Here is a 22,483-nt window from a genome sequence, read left to right as displayed (position 1 = left end):
GGCCGCAGTCGTGCGGAGACATCGGTCGAGTGACGGAGAAGATCACGAATCCGGTCCACTGTGGACCGGGCCGCGGACCCCGGGACGGCTCAGGACATCCGGGAGAAGGCGATCAGGAACAGCGCGACGACCGCGATGGCGATCAGGACGCCGAGGACGCCACCGAGGATCATGCCGGTGCCCACCGAGCCCCACGGCGGCCGGGCGGTCTTGAGCAGCGCTCCCACCACGATGGCCCCGAACGCGATACCGATGAACAGGTACGCGTACTCGCCGCCGTGCCAGCCCAGGACGTCGAAGGCCTGGGCGCGGTGGGTCGCCATCACCGCCAGCAGCAGCGCGATCGGCACGAGGGAACCCGCGAACGCCACACCCGGGCGTTTGCGCTTCCGCTGGTCGAGTTCGTCCATTCGCCCAGTCTCCACGTCCATCCGGCGGTGCCGCATGAGTACGACTACGCGGCGTTCAAGCGCTCAGCCCTCCACCGGACGGGACGCCAGCCACAACTGGTGCTCCCGGCTGATCGCCTCCTCGGCTTCCGCCACCGCCGCGTCCCACGACTCCTCGTCCGAGTCGAGCAGCTTGGTCCGCACCAGCACCAGCTCCCGCGCGGCCAACGAGTAGCTGGTCGCCAGGGTCGAGTGCCGCCGCGTCCCGAGCCACGCCGCGCCGCTGGCCAGGGCCGCCGCGAGCATGCCGGACAGGTCGACCTCCCACAGGCCGAACGCCCGCCCGCCCGCGAGCACCACGGCCAGCACCTCGCCGACGATCAGCGCGGTGCGCCACTGCGTCGCGCGCAGCCGGTTGACCCTCGCCCGCTCCGCGTACCAGTTCTTCTGCACCTGGAGCCGGTTCTCCAGGTACGCCTTCCGGCGCTCCTCGAACGGTGCTGCCCGCAGCGTCGTCATCGAGGCCGTGGCGAACGGGTCGTCGCTCTCCAGCGGCAGCCGCTGCCCGCCCTGCGCGATCACCTCGTTCACGCGTTCCTGCAACAACGTTCTCGGCTTCGCCACGTCGGCCGAGAACGGCGCCCCGGCCACCGCGTACCGCCAGGCCAGCGTCTTGATCGACTCGGCGACCGCGCGCCCGGAGTACCACTCGCGCTCGGGCTGCTGCGTCCACAGCAGGATCTCCACCACCAGCGCCACCGAGAACGCCACCAGCGCCAACGCCGCCCACGGGTGGAAGTTGTCGGCGAGCTTCCACTCCAGGGCCCCGCCGAGCCCGGCCGCGATGGCGCAGAACAGCCGGATCCTGCTCCACAGCAGCGTCAACCGCTGACCGCGCTGCGAGGCGTGGTCGGCGTCGTGGAAGAACCCGGGCAAATCGGCGTCGGTCATGTCCCTCCGTCTCTGGCGCACCAGCGGACTCGATCATTCCACCGGGTGCGCCACCGACCGCCGAGTGACCCGCCGTCGACGCGGAAGCATTGCCCGCCAATGTGTCCGGCCGCGCCGCACCCCCTCCGAGTGAACCACCGGGTCCACGTCGAAGGGGGGTGCGGCGCGGCCGTGTTGTGCCGACTGGGGCCGTTTAGCGCGGCACCTTCGACCAGTCCGTGTCCGAGGCCAGGTAGAAGCCGGTGTACGCGGGCTGGTTGTACGAGGTCTGCTGCCGCGCGACGTCGACCCGGTACTGCGGGTCGTGCATCAGGGTGTACAGCTTGTGCCCGGTGACCTCGGTGCTGAGGAAGATCCGCAACGCCGAGCTGTCCGCCGTGCGCACCACCATCTCCTCGCGCCAGTCACCGAACACGTCGGCCACGAGCGACGGGTTGCCCTTGGTGCCGTTGTTGGTCCGCGTGCCCGTCGCGGTGAGCACGGTCCCGCGCCGCCAGTCCTTGATCGTCGGCGTCGCCTCGCCCGCGCCGTCCACGATCTGCGTGGTCAGGTCCGCCGCCCAGCGGATGCTCGCGTTCGTGCCGGGGATGGCGGCCGACAGCGGACGCCCGTCCGCCGACCACAGCCCGACCGCGCCCGAACCGCCGGGCACCGACGCCCACGTCTCCAGGCCCGGTTCCTCCGGCAGCACGTCGCCGACCATGCCGCGCCCGGTGTCCCGGCCGGTGTACCCGCCGTAGATCACCTCGCCCGTGGCCGCGTCCCGCAGCGTGTAGCCGTAGGGCGCGTAGGTCCCGCCCTCGTGCACCATGTGGATCTCCAGGCCGGGCCGCGCGGGATCGATGTCCGTCACGTGCAACGCGTCGCCGTGCCCGAGTCGTGCCACCACGCCGGGGTCCGCGCTGCCCGTCGGCAGCACGGCCGACGAGCTGTACAGGAGCTTGCCGTCGTGGTCGATGGTCGATGCGCCGTACACGATCTCGTGCCTGCCGTCGCCGTCCACGTCCGCCGCGCTCAACGAGTGCGCGCCCTGCGTGGCCAGCGAGCCGTACTCCGGCGACGTGCCGTCCCGGCCGTGAACCGGGAAGTTGAACGGGTTGCTCATCGGCACCCACCCGCTGTCCACGAACCAGTTCTTGGTCAGCTTGTGGCCGTTCCACCGGTACGCCACCAGCGTCGTCCGGGTGTAGTAGCCGCGGGCGAACACCGCCGACGGCCGCTTGCCGTCCAGGTACGCGACACCGGCCAGGAACCGGTCCACCCGGTTGCCCGGCTCGATCCGACCCAGCGCGTAGTCGCCCCACATGAGCCCGTCGTCGTGCCGGCCGGGCTCGTACCGCACGGTCTCCAGCTCACGGCCGGACTTGCCGTCGAACACGGTCAGGTACTCGGGGCCGTCGACGATGAACCCGGCGAACGCCCGGAGGTTGTTGCGGGCGCTGCGACTCGGCGCGTACACGTCGACGAAGTGGTCCGCCAGCGCGCGGGCGTCCACGTCGGAGAGCGGGTAGCTGTACACCGGGTCGATGCCGAACGCCTGCTCCAGCGTCGCGGGCCAGTTCCCCGCCAGCACCTCGGGGTGCCGGTGCCAGCCGCGGAACATCTCCACGACGTGCTCGTAGTAGCCCTCGGCGCTGAGCCGGTAGTCGTCGCTGTGCGAGTAGCCCGCCCGGACGTCCTCGCGCGGCATGGTCACGTGCCGCTCCGACACCACGTTCCCGCGCCGGTCGTAGGACGTCACCTTGGAGCCGGGCGCGGTCTTCATCATCATCTCCGAGCGGCCGTCGCCGTCGAAGTCGTAGACCAGGAACTGCGTGTAGTGCGCGCCGGAGCGGATGTTCACGCCCAGGTCGACGCGGTGCAGCAGGGTGCCGTCGATCCGGTACGTGTCGACGTAGGTCGGGCCGGTGTACCCGATCTGGGACACGTCCTTCGAGTTGGACGGGTCCCACTTCACGACGTACTCGTAGCTGCCGTCGCCGTCCACGTCGCCGACGCTCACGTCGTTGGCGGAGTACGTGTACGCCTCGCCGGTCGGCGTCACGCCGTCGGCGGGCTTGCTCAGCGGCAGGTCGTAGTGCTCGCCGGCCCACGGCGACACGGGCTTGCTCAGATCGCCCTGCCGGCCGCGGACCAGCGGGGCGACCCGGTACTGCGAGCCGCCTTCCGGGTCGAGGTAGTTGGTGCTGTCGGTCACCGTGGCGATCTTCTTGCCGTCGCGGTAGACGGCGAACGCCGGACCGTCGAGGCCGGTGTCGGTGTGGCCGGTCGCCTCGTGGCGCAGCAGCCGCCAGCTCAGGTGCACGCCGGCGGCGGTGCGGGCGGCGACCAGTCCGCGGTCGAGGCGTTCCAGCCGCGGTCCGCCGGGTGTGGCCTCAGTGGGGGAGCCGGCCGAGGCCGGGGCTGTGGAAAGCACTATCGCGAGTGCCGTCAGGACGGCGGACAGGGGTCTGACGCGGGTCATGTTGAGGCCTCCAGGGAGCGCGACTTTGCGCGAGGTGCCTGACGACGCCACACGATGAACCGTTTCAACGCAATTGGCAAGAGCGGATCGCCTTCCGCTGTCGACGGCAAATCCGGTGTCTTGACGTCGGTGACCCGGCTCACCTAGGTTGGTTGAACCGATTCAAAGGCGGAGGCGGGGTGATGGGCCGAGTGTCTCGTCCGGTGACGCCCCGCGTGGTGCTCGCCGGTGCTTCCGGCTACGGGCGGCTGTACCTGCGGGAGATCGCCGCCCTGGAAGCCGAGGGGGTGGTGCGGCTCGCGGGCGTGTGCGAGGTCCACCCGCTGGACGACGAGGCCAGGCGGCTCATCGGCGACCGGCCGGTGGACGCCGACCTGTCGACGTTGATGCGCGGCGCGGACATCGGCATCGTGTCCACGCCCCTGCACACGCACGTGCCGCTGGCGCACCAGGTGCTCGACGCCGGCGCGCACCTCCTGCTGGAGAAACCGCCCACGCCGACGCTCACCGACTGGCGCGAGCTGGTCGAGCGGTCCGAGGGCGGGGTGGTGCAGGTCGGCTTCCAGAGCCTGGGCTCGCACGCCGTGCACCGGCTGGCCGAGCTGATGCGCTCCGGCACGCTGGGCGAGATCAAGGGCATCGGCGTGCGCGGCACGTGGTCCCGCGACGACGCCTACTACACCCGCGCGCCGTGGGCCGGCCGTCGAACGCTCGACGGCGTGCCGGTGGTGGACGGCGCGTTGACCAACCCGTTCGCGCACGGCATCGCGACCGCGCTGGCGCTCGACGGCAGCACGGGCGTGGGCGACGTGGGCGACATCGAGCTGGAGTTGTTGCGCGCCCGCGACATCGAGGCCGACGACACCTCCTGCCTGCGGCTGCGCACCCGCAACGGCACGGTCGTGGTGGTCGCGGTGACGCTGTGCGCGGAGGTCGAGCGGGAACCGGTGCTCGTCGTCCACGGCAGCCGCAAGCGCGCCGAGCTGCACTACACCCGGCACCGGCTGGTGGTCGACGGCATCGAGGAGCGGTACCGGCACGACAGCCCGCTGCGGAACCTGGTGGACCACCTCGGGGACCCGGACGTGCCGCTGCACGCGCCGCTGGCCGCGACCGGCGGGTTCATGCGGGTGCTGGAGGCGGTGCGCACCGCGCCCGATCCGGCGCCGATCGACCCGGTGTGGCTGCGGCGCAACGGCAAGCGCGTGGACGTCGACGGCGTCGACCACGTGGTGGCGAAGGCGGCCGAGCACCTGCGGACGTTCGCCGAACTGGACGTGCCGTGGTCGCCGCTGGCCGGCGTGGCGCGGCACGGCTGGGACGGCGTGCGCCTCCCGCTGGTGGTGCCGAGGCCCGCCCTGCACCCCGTGCGCACGCTCGGCGGGGTCGTGGTCACCGGCGAGCACCCGGACGACCACCCGTGGCACCGGGGCATCGGCCTCGCGTTGCCCGACGTGAACGGGGTCAACCTGTGGGGCGGGCGGAACTACGTGCCCGGCCAGGGGTACGTGCCGGGGGAGCTGGGCCAGGTCGAGGAGACCGGTCCCGGTGGGCTGGCCTGGTGCGACTCGGCGGGCGAGGTCCTGCTGCGCGAACGTCGGCGCGTCCGCCGCCGGGTCGTGACCGGCGGCTGGGAGCTGGAGTGGACCAGCGTGCTGACCGCCGAGCGCGACGTGGTGCTGCACAGCCCCGGGAGCAAGGGTCGGGCGGGCGCGGGCTACGGCGGCTGGTTCTGGCGGCTGCCCGACCTCGACCCGATGTACGTGCGGGTGCACAGCCCGAACGGCGTGGGGGAGGAGGAGGTCAACGGCCGGACCGCGCCGTGGCTCGCGGTGGTCGTCGGCGACCCCGCCCGCCCGTGGACGGCAGTGGTGTCGGGTCCGACCGACCCGTGGTTCGTGCGGGTCGGGCAGTACCAGGGCATCGGCTCCGCTCTCGCGTGGGACGAGCCCGTGGTGCTGGCGCCAGGCCAGGAGCGGGAGATCACCGTGCGGGTGGCGTTCTACGACGGCGTGCGCTGCCCGTAGCTTGTGGACGTTCTACAGCGGAGGTTGGCGTGCGACGTGTGTGCTTCCTGCTCCGGGTCCGCCCGGAGCGGCTGGAGGAGTACCGGGAACGGCACCGCGAGGTGTGGCCGGAGATGCGGGAGGCGCTGCGCGAGACCGGTTGGGGCAACTACAGCCTCTTCCTGGCCGACGACGGGCTCCTGGTCGGCTACCTGGAAACCCCGGACTGGGACGCCGCCCAGCGCGGCATGCGGGACCGCGAGGTGAACGACCGCTGGCAGGCCGAGATGGCGGAGTTCTTCGTCGCGCTCGACGGCAGACATCCCGACGAGGCGATGAAGCCGCTGGTGGAGGTCTTCCACCTGGACTGACGCTGGACTGGACCACTGGACCGTGAAACGGTCCGATCCAGCGGTTCGTCCCGACCCTGTGGTCCGCCGAGGAGGCACGGTGGCGTCATCGGTGAGCATCCGCGACGTCGCCGCGCGCGCGAAGGTGTCCGTCGGCACCGTCTCCAACGTCCTGAACCGGCCCGAGGTCGTCGCGCCGGCCACCAGGGACCGCGTCATGGGCGCGATCGTGGAGCTGGGGTTCGTCCGCAACGACGCCGCCCGGCAGCTGCGCTCGGGCACGCCGCGCGCCATCGGGCTCGTGGTCCTCGACGTGGGCAACCCGTTCTTCACCGACGTCGCGCGCGGCGTCGAGGACACCGCCAGCGACGCCGGGCACGTGGTGGTCCTGTGCAACAGCGACGAGTCGGGGCACCGCGAGTCGCGGCACCTGGAGCTGCTGGCCGAGCAGCGGGTGCACGGCGTGCTGATCACGCCGGTGGACACCGACCTGGCGCCCGTGCGGAGGCTGCGCGAGCGGGGCATCTCCGTGGTGCTGCTCGACCACCCGACCACCGATCCCGACCTGTGCGCGGTGGCGGTGGACGACCGCTTGGGCGGCGAATCGGCGGTCACCCACCTGCTCGCCGAGGGCTACGGGCGGATCGTGATGGTCAACGGGCCGTCGCGCATCCACCAGGCCCGGCAGCGGCACGAGGGTGCGGTGGACGCGGTGCGCAAGGCCGGCCGTGACGCGGCGGTGCTGGAGGAGCTGAAGGTCGCGGCGCTCAACGTGGTGTCCGGGCAGCGCGCCGGCGAGCAGTTGCTGGCCCGCTCCACCCGCACCCGGCCGGACGCGGTGTTCTGCGCCAACGACCTGCTCGCGCTCGGCGTGCTCCAGGTGCTGGTGCGGGCCGGTGTCCGGGTGCCGCAGGAGATCGCGATCGTCGGCTACGACGACATCGACTTCGCCGCCGCCGCGGCCGTGCCGCTCACGTCGGTGCGCCAGCCGCGCCAGCTGATCGGCCGGACGGCCGCGGAGCTGGTGATCGAGGAGACGTTGAGACCGGCCGAGCACGCGCACCGGCACGTGCTCTTCGCGCCGGAGTTGGTCGTCCGCGAGTCGAGTCGCCGGGTGCCCAGGGCGCGCCGGCGTTACCGATGACCGTCGGCGTTTGAACGCTTCAACACAGGCTTGACGTGGTCGGATCGCACCTCCAGGCCGTTCCACCGGACGGGATATTGACCGTTTCAGGCTTGACGACCGCTCGATCGCGGTGCTGTCATGGTCGCGACCGGGGCATGACCCCAGGTGCTTCTGGGAGCGCTCCCAGGACAACGACGAAGGAGCAACGGTGCTCACCAACTCGTTCAGAGTGCGTTCGATCGCCGCCGCCACGGCGATCATCGCACTGACCGGAGGCACGGTGGTCGTCGGCGTGGCCTCGGCGGCGCCCGGCTGCGGGGTCGACTACGTGGTGCAGAACAAGTGGCAGGGCGGGTTCTCCGCCAACGTGACGATCAGGAACGTCGGCGACCTGGTCGACGGGTGGACCCTCGCCTGGGCGTTCCCCGGCTCCGAGCGCATGGGCCAGGGGTGGAACGCGACGTTCGACTCCGACGGTGCGAGCGTGACGGCGTCGAACGTGGACTGGAACCGGGTCATCCCGACCGGCGGTACGGCGTCGTTCGGCTTCAACGGCACGATGACCGGCGACCAGGTCGGCGTGCCCTCGACGTTCAAGCTCAACGGCGTCACGTGCACCGGTGCCGTGGACCCGACCCCGACGACGACCACGACCACGACGACGTCCTCCACGACCCAGCAGCCCGGCCCGTCCGACCCGACCGGCCGCAAGCAGGCCGAGCGGCTGGACAGGGGCGTGGTGAGCGTCCGCTCCGGCACCGGCAACCTGGTCAGTTGGCGGCTGCTGGCCGGCGACCCGTCCACCGTTTCCTTCCTCGTGTACCGGGGCAGCACCAGGATCACGAGCACGCCGATCACGGCCTCCACCAACTACCTGGACAGCGGCGCGCCCGCGGACGCCACCTACACCGTCAGCGCCATCGTGAACGGGTCCGAGCAGCCGGCGTCCCCGCCCTCGCTCTCGTTCGGCGCGGGCTACCGGGACGTGCCGATCCAGTCGCCGGGCGTCGGGTACAGCGCGAACGACGCGAGCGTCGGCGACCTGGACGGCGACGGCGACTACGAGTTCGTGCTGAAGTGGGACCCGGACAACGCCAAGGACAACTCCCAGTCCGGCGTGACCGGCAACGTCTTCATCGACGCGTACCGGCTCGACGGCACCCGGATGTGGCGCATCGACCTGGGCCGGAACATCCGCGCGGGCGCGCACTACACCCAGTTCCAGGTGTACGACTACGACGGTGACGGTCGCGCCGAGGTCGCGATGAAGACCGCGGACGGCACCCGTGACGGTCGCGGCACGGTGATCGGCAGCGCGAGCGCCGACCACCGCAACTCCGGCGGCTACGTCCTGACCGGCCCGGAGTTCCTGACCGTGTTCGACGGCCAGACCGGTGCGGCGAGGTCGACGGTGGACTACGACCCGCCGCGCGGGAACGTGTCGTCGTGGGGTGACAACTACGGCAACCGGGTGGACCGCTTCCTGGCGGGCACCGCGTACCTGGACGGCGCGCGGCCCAGCCTGATCATGGCGCGCGGCTACTACACGCGTGCGGTGGTCGCGGCCTGGGACTTCCGCAACGGCCAGCTGGTCAAGCGGTGGACGTTCGACTCCAACGCCTCGGGCAACTCCGGGTACGCGGGTCAGGGCAACCACTCGCTGACCATCGGCGACGTCGACCAGGACGGTCGGGACGAGATCGTCTACGGCGCGGCCACCATCGACGACAACGGCCGCGGCCTCTGGACCACGGGCCTCGGCCACGGCGACGCCGCGCACCTGGGCGACCTGGACCCGTCCCGTCCGGGCCTGGAGTACTACAAGGTGTCCGAGGACTCGTCCAAGCCCGGATCCTGGTTCGCCGATGCCCGCACCGGCCAGCGGCTGTGGACCACCGCCCCTGCCGGTGACAACGGCCGCGGCATCTCGGCGGACATCTACGCGGGCAGTCCCGGCGCGGAGTCGTGGTCGAGCGCGGACACGCAGATGCGCAACACCAGCGGCACCGCCATCGGCCGCAAGCCGTCGTCGGCGAACTTCCTGATCTGGTGGGACGGCGACTCGTCCCGCGAGCTGCTCGACCAGACCAGGATCGACAAGTACGGCACCTCCGGCGACACCCGCCTGCTCACCGGCAGCGGCGTGGCGTCCAACAACGGCACCAAGGCCACCCCCGCGCTGTCCGGCGACATCCTGGGCGACTGGCGGGAGGAGGTCGTCTGGCGGACCTCGGACAACTCCGCGCTGCGGATCTACTCCACCCCGCACCAGACGGACCGGCGCATCCCCACGTTGATGCACGACACCATGTACCGCGTCGCCATCGCGTGGCAGAACACCGCGTACAACCAGCCGCCGCACCCGAGCTTCCACATCGGGAACGGCACCGCGTCCGCGCCCTGGCCGGACGTCTACTACGCCCGCTGATCCACGACCGTGAACGTCGGTGGCCCGCGCCACAGCCTAGGCGTGGGCCACCGCGTCAAGCGTGTGAGGTCGCCCGGAAGTGGGTACCAGTCCGGCGATCGATGGGAGCACAGCATGGCGAAACACCGGTTGGGTCAGAGCGACGGCGGGCAGTGGGGCGGCCCCGATTTGGTGAACGGGGCAGAGGACGCGCTGGTCAGGCCCGACGCGGACCAGGGCGAACCCGTGACGGGGGAGCGCACCGACGACGATTAGGCCGGTGCGAACCAGACGATCAGGACGGTTCGAACACGAGGTCGAGGTCCTCGGCCACCGACCGCAGGGGAGTGAGGGTCGGGTGGCCGCTCGCCAGCAGCGCGGCGTCGCTGCCCGGTGGCAGTTCGCCTTCCACCAGGACGGTGGCGATGCCGATCGTGCCGTCGTCCGTGTGCTTCACCCGGCTCCGCACCGAACCGAACTCGGCGAGGCTCGCCCGGCGCGGCTCGCGCGTGTCGGCGCAGTTGGGCACGTTGAGGTTGAGCACCGTGCCGGCCGGCAGCGACGCGAGCCGGTCGAACAGCCCTGAGGCGACCGCGACGGCGGTGTCCCAGTGGTGGTGGTCGTCGAGGTCCAGCCCCACGTCGAGGGACACCGCCATGGCGCGAGCGCCGTTGATGGCGGCGGTCAGGGCGGCGCCGACGGTGCCGGAGTGCAGCACCGCGCGGCCGACGTTCGCGCCCCGGTTCACGCCGGACAGCACGATGTCGGGCGGGTCGCCGAACGCGCCCTGCGCGGCCACCATGGCGATGAGCGCGGGGTGCGCGGAGACGGCGTGGATGGGCACGCCGTCCAGTCCGGGCAGGTCACGGCGTTCCACCCCGACCCGTCGGTGGTCCTCGGCGGCGGTCAGCCCCGCGCTGGTGCCGCTGGCCTCGGCGGCGGGTGCGGCGACCACGGTCGTCCACCCGTGCGCCACCGCGCCGCGCGCCAGGGCGGCCAGCCCCGGCGAGTCGATGCCGTCGTCGTTGGTGATGAGCACCCTCATGCGTCCTCCCACGGCTTCAGCCGCACCCGGTCGACCAGTTCTCGCACCACGTCACCGCTGCCGGTGCCCAGCCCGTGCCTGGTCACGTTGACCGTGCCCGCCGCCGCGCCGAGCTTCAGCGACTCCTCGATCGAGTTGCCGAGGGCGAGCCCGGCGGCCAGTCCGGCGGTCATCGAGTCACCGCCGCCGCGCGTGTCGACCGGGCTCAGATCGGGCACCTCCACCAGGTACAGGGCGCCGTCGATCCAGGCCAGCGTCTCCTCCGCGGCCCGGGACACGACGACCGCGCTCGCGCCGCAGTCGGCGACCTTCAAGGCACCCTTGACCAGGTCCGGCAGGGAGTCGGAGTCGGCGAGCCCGTCCGACACCAACTCCTCGTGGCTGACCTTCACCACCGTCGGGCCGCCCGCGAGCGCGGCGGTGAGCCGCTCGCCGGACAGGTCCACGACCACGCGGCAGCCATTGCCGCCGAGGTCCTTGGCGAGGCGTTCGTACACCGAGTCGGGCACCGGGGTGTCGTCCGCGGCGGGACCGCTGAGCACCGCGACACCCGCCTTCAGCGCCTCCATCAGGGTCATCTCGTACAGGTCGTCCAGCTCGTGGCGGGACAGCGGGTCGGCGGGCATCCGCACCACCTCGTCACGTCCGCCTTCACGCCTGTCGTGCACGTACCCGCCGTTGCGGGCGGCCACGTCACGCGCCTTCAGCTCGACCCCGATGAGGTTCCGCAGCACCTGCCCGGTCTCCCCGCCCAACGCCGAGCACAGCACCACCTCGGCGCCCAGGGATTCGATCATGCGCGACATCCACACCCCTTGCCCTCCGGCGTGGATGTGGATGTCGGGAGTGCCGTCCAGCTCTTCCACTGTCACCGTCAGCTCAGGCGACGGCGCGAACACCGCTACTCGACCGGTCATGACCGAGAGCTACCCGGTTTGACCGTGATCGAAGCACCCGGGCCCGGTGAACTCAGAACTCGTGCGTGACTTCCTCCAGGACGGTTCCGGCGGCGTCGCGGACGACGATCCGCGCCTCCGTCGAGCCCACGTCGTTCGACTTCAGGCCCCGCAGGACCACGGAGCCCGCCACGGGTTCGGCCGTGACGTCGGGACCGCCGGGGACGACCAGGGTTACGGTCGAGACCCGCGCGTCGGTGACCTCGGCGATCATGGCCCGCGTGTCGGAGATGGCGAAAGCGGTGCCGTCCTGGACGTCCTGGAAGAAGTCGTAGTACATCAGCACCCCACGCACCGTCATGCCGGCGATGACCGTCCTGCTCCACTCCGGGGCGTCGCGCCGTCGGAGGTCGTGCACCACGACGGTCCGGTTCTCACGGCACAGCAGCAGCAAGTCCCGGTAGTGGCCCAACTGCACGGACTCGGTCGCGGTCAGGGGGACCGCCTGCCCGGCCCGCCACGCGGAGGGATCCGCGACCGGCTGCGGCTGGTCGACCAGGCACTCGCCGAGTCGGCGTCCTTCGACGTTGTCGCGATTCTCGGGTGTCACCGGCCGGTCGACCACGGTGGGGGAAGGCGGTGGCGTGGCCAGTTCGAAGCTCTGGACGAGTTCGGCCGAGGTCACCACTTCCGGCTGTGCGACGACGCCGTCGGCGACGAAGCCGTCGGGCATCAGGAACAGCCGGCCGGATCGGGCGACGATGGCGCGTTTGCGCTCCTCCTCCGTGCGGGCGGCAAGCGTGAACGACCGATGGTCGGATCCGTTGAACCCCGCCATCGAGCCGGTCGCCGTGGTAAACGCGACGGTGAGCGCGCCGGGGTCGGTTTGTGGCGACGACACGGTGACCGACATGGGGGTGTTCTCGCAGAACACGATCCCCGCGGCGGTCTCGAACGCCATCAACTCCACCCGGTGCAGGGACGCCGTGGCGATCGGGGCCCACTGGTCGGCGGGAGGCAGGCCGGTCGACCTGGCGTGGCAGCGCCGCGCCGCGCCGTCCGGAGCGGAACCCGTGCGCAGGTCGTAGAAGAGGCCGGCGTCGAAGTGGCGCAGTTCGGGGATCTCCGCCGCCGTCGAAGCGGTCGTCCCGGTCGAGTCCCCGCGGTCGGCGAGCTGCACGGCCAGGGTCGCCGCGGTCACCACGGCCACCGCGATGGCGGCGATCTTGAGGGGCAGCCGGCGCGGGGGAGGCGCGTCCAACCCGGCCCGCAAGCGGGTGAGCGCGGCGGCGCGCACGCCGTCGGGCAGCGGGCTGTCCGGCGGCAGGTCCAGGTCAGTCATCGGAGTCCTCCTTGAGCAGCTCGCGGAGTCGGGCACGGGCACGGGACGTGCGGGAGCGGACGCTGGCCTCGGCGATGCCGAGCAGCCGGGCCGCGTCGGCCGTGGACATTTCACCGAGCAGACACAGCCGGACGACCTCGCGCTCGGAGCGCGGCAGGCGGTCGACGGCCTTCACCACGCGGCGCAGGCGGCGTTCCGCGAAGTCCCCCTCGACGACCGCGTTGGCGTGGTCGCGCACGGCGGTCGTGCGGGACAACCGCTGCAGCAACGCGGCCAGCCGGGCGCCGGCGCGGCGCTCGTCACGGGCCAGCCGGGACGTGACGGTGAACAGCCACGGTCGCGCGGAGTCCCGCGTCAGCAGACCCCTTCCCCGGCTGCGCCAGGCGTTGAGGAACGCGGTCGACAGCAGGTCGTCGGCCTGCGCCCACGACGCCGTGAGCCGGTAGGCGTAGTTCCACACCGCCTCGGCGTGCCGCTGGAACAGCTCGGTGAAGGCGGCGTGCGCCTCCGGCCCGTCACTCGCGATGGTGCGCCAGAGCTCGGCGTCCGACTCCGATTCCGGCGGGTCGGATTCCGCCGGGCCCGACGTCGCCGGGTCTGGTCCTGGGGGTGGACCGACACCGGGCGCGGCGGCCGACGCCACCACCCCGATCGCGTCCGTTGGAGCTTCCGTCATGCCCTGTATGAGGACACCGGCCCTGGAGTGCTGCGTGCCGTGGGTCACAGCGCCGGGAGACGGGCCTCCTCCAGCCAGGACCGGAAGAACAGGCTCAGCGGGTAGGCGGTGTGGCGCTGGGCCAGCGCCATGAAGTCGCCGGTCGTCGCGGTGCCGTGCCGGTGCCTGTCGGTCCACTCGCGGAGCGTGGCGAAGAAGTCGACGTCGCCCTGGCGGGTCCGCAGGCCGTGCAGCGTGAGCGCGCCCCGCTTGTAGACCCGGTCGTCGAACAGGTTCGCCACGCCGGGGTCGCCGATCCTGAGGTCCTGCGGTGCTCGGATCAGCCGGGCGCGGGCCCGTTCGGCGAGGACGGCGGCCGTGGGGCCGCCGGAGCGTTCCGACCACAGCCACTCCGCGTAGCAGGCGAAACCCTCGTTGAGCCAGATGTCCCGCCAGTCGGCCAGGCCGACGCTGTTGCCGAACCACTGGTGCGCCAGCTCGTGCGCGATCAGCCGTTCGTGCCCGCGCCGCCCGTCCACGTGGTTGGCGCCGAACACCGACATGCCCTGCGCCTCGACCGGCACCTCCAGCTCGTCGTCGGTCACCACGACCTGGTAGGCCTGGAACGGGTAGGGCCCGAACAGCTCCTCGAACACGGCCATCATCCGCGGCTGGCGGGCGAAGTCGTACCGGACGGCCCGCAGCAGCCGGGCGGGCGCGGCCACGTCCTGACCGCCACCCAACGGCAGCCGCCCGTACAGACCGATCTGCACGGACGCCAGGTACGCCGCCATCGGCTCGGCCTGCTCGTAGACCCACGTCGTGCTGCTGCCCCCGGTGCGCCGCTCGACCTGCACCCCGTTCGCCAGCACCGTGTACGGCGACGGCGCGGTGACCGAGATCCGGTACGTCGCCTTGTCCCGCACGAGGTCGTTGCACGGGAACCAGGACGACGCGCCGACCGGCTGGCTCGCCACCAGCGCGCCGTCCGCGAGCTGGTCCCACCCCAACTCGCCCCAGTGCCGGGTGCGGATCGGCCGCGCGACACCCGAGTACCGGACCTCCACGGTGAACGGCCCGTTCACCGGACCCGCCGGGCGGATCCGCAGCTTGCCGCCGCCGTGCACGTGCCTGGCCGGTTTGCCGTCCACCAGCACGCGGCTCACCGGCAGCGGGCCGAAATCCAGCACGACCCGCGTCAACGGCGACGGCGCGACGGCGGACAGCGTCACCCGCCCGCCCAGCCGCCCCGTGTGCGGCTTGTAGTCCAAGTCGAGGTCGTAATGCGTGACCCGGTAGCCGCCGTCGCCGTGATCGGGGAGGTACCCGGTCATCGCCAGGCGGAGATCGGGTTGCCCAGCCAGCGCGTGCCCGCCGGCACGTGCTCGCCGCGCATCACCAACGACGCCGGTCCCACCGTCGCGTGCGCGCCGACCGTCGCACCCGGCAGCACGATCCCGTGCGGGCCGAGCGTGGCGCCGTCCGCCAACTCCACCTGGTCCATGCGCAGGATCCGATCATGGAACAGGTGGGTCTGCACAACGCACCCCCGGTTCACGGTCGCGCCGTCGCCCAGCCGCACCAGGTCCGACTCGGGGAACCAGTGCGACTCGATCCACGTGCCGCGCCCGATCCGCGCGCCGAGCGACCGCAGCCACAGCGCCATCACCGGCGACCCGCCCGCCGACCCGACCAGCCACGGCACCGCCAGCACCTCGACGAACGTGTCCGCCAGCTCGTTGCGCCAGACGAAACCGCTCCACAGCGGGTGCTCGCGGGCCCGGAACCGGCCGACCAGCAGCCACTTCGCCACCGCCGCCACCGCGCACGCCGCCACACCGGCCGCGAGCAGCACCAGCCCGGCCAACAACGGCCACGCCCACAGGGACATCACGGCACGCAGCGCGAACACCACACCCACGACCAGCGCGACGTGGCACATCACCGGCACGACCCGGCACAGCTCGACCAGCGCCCGCGCGACGACCAGCCGCCGCGGCGGGTCGAACGTGCGGCTCTGGTCACCCTGCTCGGCCGCGCGCGGCAGCTTCATCGGCGGCATGCCCAGGTACGAGCTGCCCGCCTTGGCCCGCTTCGGCGTCGCCGACAGCACGCCCACCAGACCGCGGTTGGGCACCGAGCGGCCCGGCGCGGTCATCCCCGAGTTGCCCAGGAACGCGCGCTTGCCGACCCGCGCGGCGGCGATGCGCAGCCAGCCACCGCCCAGCTCGTAGGAGGCGACCATGGTGTCGTCGGCGAGGAAGGCGCCGTCGCCGATCGTGGTCATCTTCGGCAGCGCGAGCACGGTCGACGCCTCGACCCGACGGCCGACCTTCATCCCCAGCGCACGCAGCCACACCGGCGTGAACAGGCTCGCGTACAGCGGGAAGAGCGCGACCCGCGCCATGTTCATCAGCCGTTCCGTGGTCCACGCCTGCCAGGCGATCCGGCTGTGCACCGGGTACGTCCCGGCCCGCAGTCCGACGCCGAGCAGCCGCACGGACACCAGGACCAGCAGCGCGTACGAACCCAGCCACGCCACCGTCGCCAACGGCACCGAGAGCAGCGCCGACCCGAGCGTCAACGGCTCGCGCACCACGAGCAGCACCGCGGGCACGGCCGCGACCACCGGCAGCAGCCCCAGCGCGGACGTCGTCAGCGCGTAGACCAGCTTCCACCACTGCGACCGCGGCGGGCGCGGACCGGGACGACCGGCCTTGCCGGCACGCGCCGCGGGCACACCGGCCCACCGCTGCCCGGTCGGCACCGAACCGGTCACCCCGGAACCGGGCGCGACCTCGGCCCGCTTGGCGACCCGCGCGCCGGGGAACAGGGTGCTGCGCGCGCCGACCACCGCGCCCGCGCCGACCCGGATGCGGCCGACGTGCAGCCGGTCGCCGTCCACCCAGTGCCCGGTCAGGTCCACCTCGGGCTCGATCGCGCTGCCCTTGCCGAGCTTGAGCATCCCGGTCACCGGCGGCGTCGAGTGCAGGTCGACGTCCGGGCCGATCTTCGCGCCCAACGCGCGGGCGTAGTGCGTGAGCCACGACCCGGCGAGGCTCGTCGCGCCGCTGAACTCGGCCAGCCGTTCGGCCGTCCACAGCCGCAGGTGCACACCCCCGCCGCGCGGGTACGTGCCGGGACGCAGGCCGCGCAGCAGCAGCCGCGCACCACCCGCCGCGATGGCCACCTTGCCGGGCGGGCTGACGAACAGCAGCCACCCGGCGGCGATCCACCACCACGAGACCGGCGTGGTGAAGCCGACGAGGTTCCCGATCGCCGCCAGCGCCACCGACCAGCGCAGGCCGACCAGGCTCATGAGGGGGACCAGCAGCAACGATTGGATCACGCCGGTTCGCCGCGGCGTCGGCACGACCTCGCGGGTGGCGGCGCGGTGGCCGCTCAGCTCGTCCAACCGCGCGGCCAGGTCCCGCAGCGTCGGGTGCTGGTAGATGTCGTTGACCGAACCGCCGGAGTGGCGGGTCCGGATCGTGGAGACCAGCTGCGCCGCGGCGAGGCTGCCGCCGCCGTGGGCGAAGAAGTCCGCGTCGGGACTCGTGATCCGGGCGCCCAGCAGCTCGGTCCACTGCTCGGCCAGCCACGCCTCGGTGCCGGTGAGGGCGGCCTCGGGCAGGCCGACGTCCAACGACGGCAGCGGCCACGGCAGCGCGGCCCGGTCCACCTTGCCGGACGTGCGGGTGGGCAGCGTGTCCACCACGGCGAGCAGCGGCACGAGGGCGGCGGGCAGGGCGGTCCGCAGCCGGGCCAACGCGTCGGCGTGGTCGAAGTCCTCCGCCTCATCGGAATCCCGGGCCGCGACGACGTACCCGACCAGGACCTGGTTGCCGCCCTTGGTGGTGCGCACCGCTGCGGCGGCGCCCGCGACGGTCGGCAGCGCCTGCAACGCCGCGTCCACCTCGCCCAGCTCGATCCGCCGTCCACCGAGCTTGACCTGTTCGTCCGCGCGGCCGAGGAACAGCAGGCCCTCGGGTTCGGCGCGGACCAGGTCGCCACTGCGGTAGGCGCGGTCCCAGCCCGGCCCGTACGAGGCCAAGCCGGGCAGCGGCCCGAACTTCTCCGCGTCCTTGGCCGGGTCGAGGTAGCGGGCCAGGCCGACGCCGCCGATCACCAGCTCACCGGAACCGCCCATCGGCACCGGAGTGCCCGTGGCGTCGACCACGGCCAGCTCCCAACCGTCCAGCGGCAGGCCGATGCGCACGGGACCGTCACCGGTCAACCGGGCCGCGCACGCCACCACGGTGGCCTCGGTCGGGCCGTACGTGTTCCACACCTCGCGGCCGTCCACGGCCAGCCGCTCGGCCAGCTCGGGCGGGCACGCCTCACCGCCGAAGATCAGCAGCCGGACGTCGTCCAGCGCGTCCACCGGCCACAGCGCGGCCAGCGTCGGCACGGTGGACACCACCGTCACCTCGCGCTCGACCAGCCACGGGCCGAGGTCGAAACCGGTGCGCACCAACGCGCGCGGCGCGGGCACCAGGCAGGCGCCGTTGCGCCAGGCGAGCCACATCTCCTCGCACGAGGCGTCGAACGCCACCGACAGGCCGGCGAGCACGCGGTCGTCCGGGCCGATCGGGTCGTCCGGCAGGAACAGCCGGGCCTCGGCGTCCACGAACGCGGCGGCGGACCGGTGCGAGACGGCGACACCCTTGGGCTTGCCGGTCGAGCCGGACGTGAAGATGATCCACGCGTCGTTGTCCGGACCGGGCTCGCCCGGCAGCCCCATCGGCGTGCCGCGCATGTCCAGCGTCTCGCCGACCACGGCGCACACGCCGGCTTCGGCGAACACGAGTTCGGCGCGCTCGTCGGGATCGTCGGCGTCCACCGGCACGTACGCCGCGCCGGCCGCGAGGACCGACAGCACCGCCAGGTACAGGTCGACCGTGCCGGAGGGGACGCGGATGCCGACCCGGTCGCCGACGCCCACGCCGGACGCCGCCAGCACCCGGCTCCGCGCGGCGACCTCGTCCAGGAGTTCGCGGTAGGTCAGGGAAGTGGCGCCGTCGTCCAGCGCGGGGGCGTGAGGGTGCCGGCGCGCCGTGTCGGCCAGGACGTCGATCAGCGTGCGCTCGGGCGCGGCGGCGCCGGCGCGGAACAGCGCCGGCGCGTCGATCAGCGTGGGGAAGGTGGTGTCGGGGGCGATGGTCACCGGCGGACACCGGTGGGACGCGAACGCACTGTGTAGTCCTCCGAGGGGTCGGATCGCTGCTCCGCACCCGGTGGGAACCGGCCAAGCAGCCTCGGCGGTCGCAGCCACGAAACCGCCGACGTGCGACTTTACCCGGTGTTCACGGGATTCTCGTGTTGACGCGACGGCAAGTGTGTGGTGTCACACAGCGTCATGGCCGTTCCCGACGATGGTGTGCCGGACCCAGACCCGTTGCGCTTCGGGCAGGGACGCCCGGATCTCGTCCAGCAGCCGACGGAGGTCGTGCTCGGCGTCCGGGTGGTCCTCGATCAGGCCGGCCAGGCTGGTCCACCAGTCCGCGGCGAGTTCTTCGCGCACCTCGTCGTGCTCGTCCACGTCGGTTTCGGTCATCAGTTCCTGGTGCGCGTCCAGGCACCTCACGGCCCACTGCGCCCGTTCCGCGCCAAGGCGTCCGTACAGACGCGAGATGCCCGCTCGGGCGGCGATGGACGCGTAGTTGGACAGGGCTCCGACCAGGGTGATGGCGCCCTGCCGGGCGAACTCCAGTCCGTCGCCTCCATCACGAGCCGGTGCGGCACACCGGACCAGTCCATCTGCATCGCGTACCGGTCCACGTCCACCATCCCGCCCACCGAGGTGAGCCGTTCGGCGACCTCCTCGGGATTGCCGGCGAAGATGGACCGCGCGCCCCGCGTCCACTCGTCGTACTCGGCGCGTGACGGCACCGGCCAGCCACGTGCCCTCGCCCCGTACTTCATGATCTCCGACCAAACTGCACTCCGCACATGGCGGGTTTCGACCACGCCGAACTGGTCCGATGGAGGGAGGTGGGGTGGGCTGATCGTATGAAGTCCTTTCAGGGCCAGGGCCTGATCTGGGTACCGTGACCACCCCGAGCGCTCATCGGACGGCCGATCACGGAACCGCAGCTCGATCGGGCCGCTACGACGAACGCTCACCCACGAGGAAGCCGAGGATGTCGCGGTGGGGATTCCCGGCAGCACCACTGCGGCGTTCGGCGGCGGAACGGAAACGCTGCTCATGGATCGCACGCGTCCGGCCGCGCTCGCCGCGGCCAAATCTTCAGCCCTCGTCCCCGGCCGCCGACTGGCGGCGTTCCTGACGGGTTGCGCGCTGGTGTGCGCAACGGTCACGGGCACCGCGCAGGCCGCCCACGCCCAGGACGACACGCCCCTGGTCGTCTGCCCTGGCCAGGTCGAGCAGACCATCGACCCCGGGCTGACGGTGCTGCCGCGCCTCAACACGGTCAGCGTGCACGGGAGGTTCGGTCCCTGTGTGAACCAGGTCATCGACCCCGACCACGCCTTCGGCGACTACACCGCGAGCGCGTCCGGCTTGGTCAGTTGCACCGTCAACGCCCCGATCACAAACGCGACGGGCACCGTGAAGTGGGAGGACGAGGACGGCCACCACACGGGCACGTCGCACTTCACCGGGGGTATCACGCTGAGCCAGCGACCTCTCGGCGAGAACGTCGGGATCGTGGTGGCCACCATCAACTCGGGTGACTTCGCCGGTCGCACGTTGGTGCTCATCAGCGCCCGTCTGACCATCAACCCGCTCCAGTGCCTGACCGAGGGGGTTCGACGCGTCGCCGGTCCTGGCGCGCTGGAAGTCCTGCCCGTCTGATAAGGACTGACCGCCCAGGCCGGTTGCTCGGGTAGGAACTCCGGCCGGCGTCGGTTCGGTTGCTCGTGGGCGGTGTCGGACGTGCTCCTGGGGCTGACCGTGGTCCATCACGTTGAGGGCCAGGGAAGGGTTTCGACGGCGGTGTCGAGGAAGGGCGACGGCGCGGGTTCCGTGCGCAGGAACGTGGACGACAGGCACCTGGGCGTCGGTGTCGCCATGAGCAGCCAGGCCGTGAACACCGTGCAGGCGAAATGGTCGGCACAGGTCGTGTGCGTCGGCCATCCCATCGTTGTCGACGTCGTGGTGGTCCTGAGGGATCTCTGGTTCCGGTGCGGTGGGGGAGTGCGGTTGCGTACAGTCCGGGGCCGAATCTGTGGTGACGGTGGGGGTTGTCGTGCGTGGTGTGGTGACGGTGGCGTGTGCCGTCGTGCTGGTGGCGGGGTGTTCGGCGCAGGCGGATTCTCCGCCGGCGCCGACGGAGGACCGGGTGGCGGTCGCGATGGCCGCGGTGGGGAAGCTGGCGTTGCCGGAAGCGGTGACGACCGCGGCGGGACTGACGCCGGTCGGTGCGCCCGAGCTCGGGGTGCAGCCGCTGGTGTCGTGCCCGGATCCGGCGGCGGTGCCGGAGCTGGCGGCGGCGACGCCCGCGATCGCGGGGCGGACCCAGCGGTGGCAGTGGACAGCCCCGGACGGCACGACGATGCCCTACAGCCTCTACAGCGCGGTCTACGAGGGGATCACCGCCCGGGAGGCGGTCAAACAGGCCCGAGCGGTCAGCAAGTGCTACCCGAATCAGCAGGACCCGATTCCGTGGCTGAATCGGCAGGTCTACCGCACCGACGGCTTCCCCTCGACCAAGCCCTTCGTCGACGACCGTTTCGCCTACTGCGTGCGCCGGGGCGCGATCGACTACACCGAGACGGTCGACGAGCACCTGGCCCCCGACGTCGAGGTCGTCTGGGACTGCGCCGCGTTCATGGCCCAGGGGCAGAAGCTGGTGCGGTTGAGCAGCGTCGAACACCACCGGAAGGGCAGCCCGCTGGACTTCCCGACCGTGTACACGGTCGGGCAGGACCTGGTCGACGTGCTCGTGGCTCCCTGACGCCCTTGTGCTCTGCCGGGTCAGGCCAGTTCGTGGGCGCGCAGGATCGTGTGGAGTCCGTGCGCCTGGGCGGTCCGGGCATGGCGGTCGACCAGGGTGGTGGCGATGCGGCGGATGGCGGGTCGGTCGGTGACTTCGGCGGGGCTTGCCGGTGGGCGGCGATCAGGGCCTGACCGGCCTGGTCCGGACGGCCGTGGCGAACTGGGCTGGTGTCACTCCGCGTGCGGCGTGCAGGGCTGCCGCCGAGTCCCCGAGTGCCCACAACATGTCCACCTTGTAGAGCTGGACCTGCGTCGGGGTGAGCACGGTGGCGTTGACGGGGTTGGCCGCCCGGCCTCGGGTCTCCGGAAGGCCGCGCAGTGCGCGGTCGGCCTCGCCGGCCCACTGCAACGCCGCCGCCCTGTTTCCGGCCTGCGTGGCGGCGTAGGCGGTGCTGCACATCATCTGCACGTACACCGTGCGCTGCGTCGGCTGCTCAGGCCGGTGGCCTCCAGGTCGGTGATCGCGGCCATGTTGATCCGTTGCGCGAGGTGCGGGCGGCCATCGTGGCGCAGCACGATGCTCAACGCCCGTGACGCCAGCGCCACCGCCTCGGGGGAGCCGGTCAGCCGGGCGTAGTCATCGCACGGTGTGCGGTGAGGCGGCTGGACGGATGGTTGTCGATCTTGGCCAGTGCGGGGTGGCCAGTTCATGCAGGACGCGATCGTCGCGTAGTGCTCGGCGCGGCCGGTGTCGCCGAGTCGGTGGGCGCCGGCCAGGCCGTCGACGTCGGCGGCCTGGCCGCGCTCGATGCGGGAGATGGCGGAGGCGGAGAACCCGGCCTTGTCGCCGGCCGCTGCCTGGGTCCAACCCTGGCTCAGTCGCGCGGCTCCGAGCCTGTGACCACGACGAACCTCAAGCCGATCGCGGCGTCAGGATGCCAGAGCTGACTTA

Annotated in this window: 19 protein-coding genes and 1 pseudogene; 7 read left to right on the top strand and 13 right to left on the bottom strand. The window is 72.1% G+C overall.

Features of this window, described 5'->3' with window-relative positions:
- Positions 1-89: 89 nt before the first annotated feature.
- The 3 genes from ACRAKI_RS18930 to ACRAKI_RS18920 form a co-directional block, all read right to left on the bottom strand.
- Entirely contained in the window at positions 90-410 is a 321-nt protein-coding gene (locus tag ACRAKI_RS18930) for a hypothetical protein (protein ID WP_447001833.1), read from the bottom strand.
- Between the two features lie 63 nt (positions 411-473).
- Positions 474-1,340 carry a DUF4231 domain-containing protein gene (locus tag ACRAKI_RS18925; RefSeq protein WP_447001832.1) on the bottom strand — a complete coding sequence of 289 codons (867 nt, stop codon included), beginning with the start codon at positions 1,338-1,340 and terminating at the stop codon, positions 474-476.
- Positions 1,341-1,533: 193 nt separating this feature from the next.
- On the bottom strand, positions 1,534-3,756 hold the full coding sequence (locus ACRAKI_RS18920) for a rhamnogalacturonan lyase family protein (protein ID WP_447001831.1): 2,223 nt from the start codon (positions 3,754-3,756) through the stop codon (positions 1,534-1,536).
- Between the two features lie 251 nt (positions 3,757-4,007).
- Between ACRAKI_RS18920 and ACRAKI_RS18915 the strand changes: the two genes are divergently transcribed.
- The 5 genes from ACRAKI_RS18915 to ACRAKI_RS18895 all read left to right on the top strand — a co-directional run bounded on the left by ACRAKI_RS18915 (position 4,008) and on the right by ACRAKI_RS18895 (position 9,969).
- Positions 4,008-5,831: a DUF6807 family protein gene (locus tag ACRAKI_RS18915; RefSeq protein ID WP_447001830.1), complete on the top strand. Its 1,824-nt coding sequence runs from the start codon at positions 4,008-4,010 to the stop codon at positions 5,829-5,831.
- A 29-nt stretch (positions 5,832-5,860) separates the two neighbouring features.
- Positions 5,861-6,181 (top strand): L-rhamnose mutarotase, encoded by a 321-nt coding sequence (locus ACRAKI_RS18910; RefSeq protein ID WP_447001829.1) that lies wholly within the window; start codon positions 5,861-5,863, stop codon positions 6,179-6,181.
- Between the two features lie 79 nt (positions 6,182-6,260).
- Positions 6,261-7,304, top strand: a complete 1,044-nt coding sequence (locus tag ACRAKI_RS18905) for a LacI family DNA-binding transcriptional regulator (protein WP_447001828.1) — start codon at positions 6,261-6,263, stop codon at positions 7,302-7,304.
- A 190-nt stretch (positions 7,305-7,494) separates the two neighbouring features.
- Positions 7,495-9,714 carry a rhamnogalacturonan lyase family protein gene (locus ACRAKI_RS18900; RefSeq protein WP_447001827.1) on the top strand — a complete coding sequence of 740 codons (2,220 nt, stop codon included), beginning with the start codon at positions 7,495-7,497 and terminating at the stop codon, positions 9,712-9,714.
- Positions 9,715-9,828: 114 nt separating this feature from the next.
- Positions 9,829-9,969, top strand: a complete 141-nt coding sequence (locus tag ACRAKI_RS18895; RefSeq protein ID WP_447001826.1) for a hypothetical protein — start codon at positions 9,829-9,831, stop codon at positions 9,967-9,969.
- 19 nt (positions 9,970-9,988) lie between these two features.
- Here ACRAKI_RS18895 and surE read toward each other — a convergent pair whose 3' ends face one another.
- The 8 genes from surE to ACRAKI_RS18855 all read right to left on the bottom strand — a co-directional run bounded on the left by surE (position 9,989) and on the right by ACRAKI_RS18855 (position 19,556).
- Positions 9,989-10,738 (bottom strand): 5'/3'-nucleotidase SurE, encoded by a 750-nt coding sequence (gene surE, locus ACRAKI_RS18890; protein WP_447001825.1) that lies wholly within the window; start codon positions 10,736-10,738, stop codon positions 9,989-9,991.
- Positions 10,735-11,655, bottom strand: a complete 921-nt coding sequence (locus ACRAKI_RS18885) for a PfkB family carbohydrate kinase (RefSeq protein WP_447001824.1) — start codon at positions 11,653-11,655, stop codon at positions 10,735-10,737. The genes surE and ACRAKI_RS18885 overlap by 4 nt, the downstream gene beginning before the upstream one ends.
- A gap of 52 nt (positions 11,656-11,707) precedes the next feature.
- Entirely contained in the window at positions 11,708-12,976 is a 1,269-nt protein-coding gene (locus ACRAKI_RS18880) for a hypothetical protein (RefSeq protein WP_447001823.1), read from the bottom strand.
- Entirely contained in the window at positions 12,969-13,652 is a 684-nt protein-coding gene (locus tag ACRAKI_RS18875; RefSeq protein WP_447001822.1) for an RNA polymerase sigma factor, read from the bottom strand. The genes ACRAKI_RS18880 and ACRAKI_RS18875 overlap by 8 nt, the downstream gene beginning before the upstream one ends.
- Before the next feature lie 44 nt (positions 13,653-13,696).
- Entirely contained in the window at positions 13,697-14,965 is a 1,269-nt protein-coding gene (locus ACRAKI_RS18870) for a M1 family metallopeptidase (RefSeq protein ID WP_447001821.1), read from the bottom strand.
- Positions 14,962-18,798, bottom strand: a complete 3,837-nt coding sequence (locus ACRAKI_RS18865) for a Pls/PosA family non-ribosomal peptide synthetase (protein WP_447001820.1) — start codon at positions 18,796-18,798, stop codon at positions 14,962-14,964. Before ACRAKI_RS18865 ends, ACRAKI_RS18870 begins: the two co-directional genes overlap by 4 nt.
- A 180-nt stretch (positions 18,799-18,978) precedes the next feature.
- Positions 18,979-19,188: a hypothetical protein gene (locus ACRAKI_RS18860; RefSeq protein WP_447001819.1), complete on the bottom strand. Its 210-nt coding sequence runs from the start codon at positions 19,186-19,188 to the stop codon at positions 18,979-18,981.
- Between the two features lie 26 nt (positions 19,189-19,214).
- The gene (locus ACRAKI_RS18855) at positions 19,215-19,556 is read right to left on the bottom strand and encodes a hypothetical protein (RefSeq protein WP_447001818.1); all 342 of its coding nucleotides are present in this window, start codon (positions 19,554-19,556) and stop codon (positions 19,215-19,217) included.
- 226 nt (positions 19,557-19,782) lie between these two features.
- On the opposite strand from ACRAKI_RS18855, the gene ACRAKI_RS18850 reads away from it, so the two are divergent.
- Together ACRAKI_RS18850 and ACRAKI_RS18845 are read left to right on the top strand one after the other, a co-directional pair.
- Positions 19,783-20,448, top strand: a complete 666-nt coding sequence (locus tag ACRAKI_RS18850; protein WP_447001817.1) for a hypothetical protein — start codon at positions 19,783-19,785, stop codon at positions 20,446-20,448.
- A gap of 382 nt (positions 20,449-20,830) precedes the next feature.
- Entirely contained in the window at positions 20,831-21,550 is a 720-nt protein-coding gene (locus ACRAKI_RS18845; RefSeq protein ID WP_447001816.1) for a hypothetical protein, read from the top strand.
- A gap of 162 nt (positions 21,551-21,712) precedes the next feature.
- Here the strand turns inward: ACRAKI_RS18845 and ACRAKI_RS18840 are convergent, their stop codons facing one another.
- Together ACRAKI_RS18840 and ACRAKI_RS18835 are read right to left on the bottom strand one after the other, a co-directional pair.
- Entirely contained in the window at positions 21,713-22,006 is a 294-nt protein-coding gene (locus ACRAKI_RS18840; protein WP_447001815.1) for a hypothetical protein, read from the bottom strand.
- Positions 21,991-22,422: pseudogene (locus tag ACRAKI_RS18835) on the bottom strand (helix-turn-helix domain-containing protein); the annotation flags it as partial. The pseudogene ACRAKI_RS18835 and the gene ACRAKI_RS18840, both read right to left, overlap by 16 nt.
- Positions 22,423-22,483 lie beyond the last annotated feature (61 nt).

The organism is Saccharothrix isguenensis (assembly GCF_052936305.1).
The sequence above is the reverse complement of the archived record's forward strand: the minus strand, read 5'-3'. Positions and strand labels throughout refer to the sequence as shown.

Excerpts from the sequence above, each read along its gene's own strand:
- ACRAKI_RS18930 (WP_447001833.1), bottom strand. The coding sequence starts at position 410 with ATGGACGAACTCGACCAGCGGAAGCGCAAACGCCCGGGTGTGGCGTTC.
- ACRAKI_RS18925 (WP_447001832.1), bottom strand. The coding sequence starts at position 1,340 with ATGACCGACGCCGATTTGCCCGGGTTCTTCCACGACGCCGACCACGCC.
- ACRAKI_RS18895 (WP_447001826.1), top strand. The coding sequence starts at position 9,829 with ATGGCGAAACACCGGTTGGGTCAGAGCGACGGCGGGCAGTGGGGCGGC.
- surE (WP_447001825.1), bottom strand. The coding sequence starts at position 10,738 with ATGAGGGTGCTCATCACCAACGACGACGGCATCGACTCGCCGGGGCTG.
- ACRAKI_RS18885 (WP_447001824.1), bottom strand. The coding sequence starts at position 11,655 with ATGACCGGTCGAGTAGCGGTGTTCGCGCCGTCGCCTGAGCTGACGGTG.
- ACRAKI_RS18880 (WP_447001823.1), bottom strand. The coding sequence starts at position 12,976 with ATGACTGACCTGGACCTGCCGCCGGACAGCCCGCTGCCCGACGGCGTG.
- ACRAKI_RS18875 (WP_447001822.1), bottom strand. The coding sequence starts at position 13,652 with ATGACGGAAGCTCCAACGGACGCGATCGGGGTGGTGGCGTCGGCCGCC.
- ACRAKI_RS18870 (WP_447001821.1), bottom strand. The coding sequence starts at position 14,965 with ATGACCGGGTACCTCCCCGATCACGGCGACGGCGGCTACCGGGTCACG.
- ACRAKI_RS18860 (WP_447001819.1), bottom strand. The coding sequence starts at position 19,188 with ATGACCGAAACCGACGTGGACGAGCACGACGAGGTGCGCGAAGAACTC.
- ACRAKI_RS18855 (WP_447001818.1), bottom strand. The coding sequence starts at position 19,556 with ATGAAGTACGGGGCGAGGGCACGTGGCTGGCCGGTGCCGTCACGCGCC.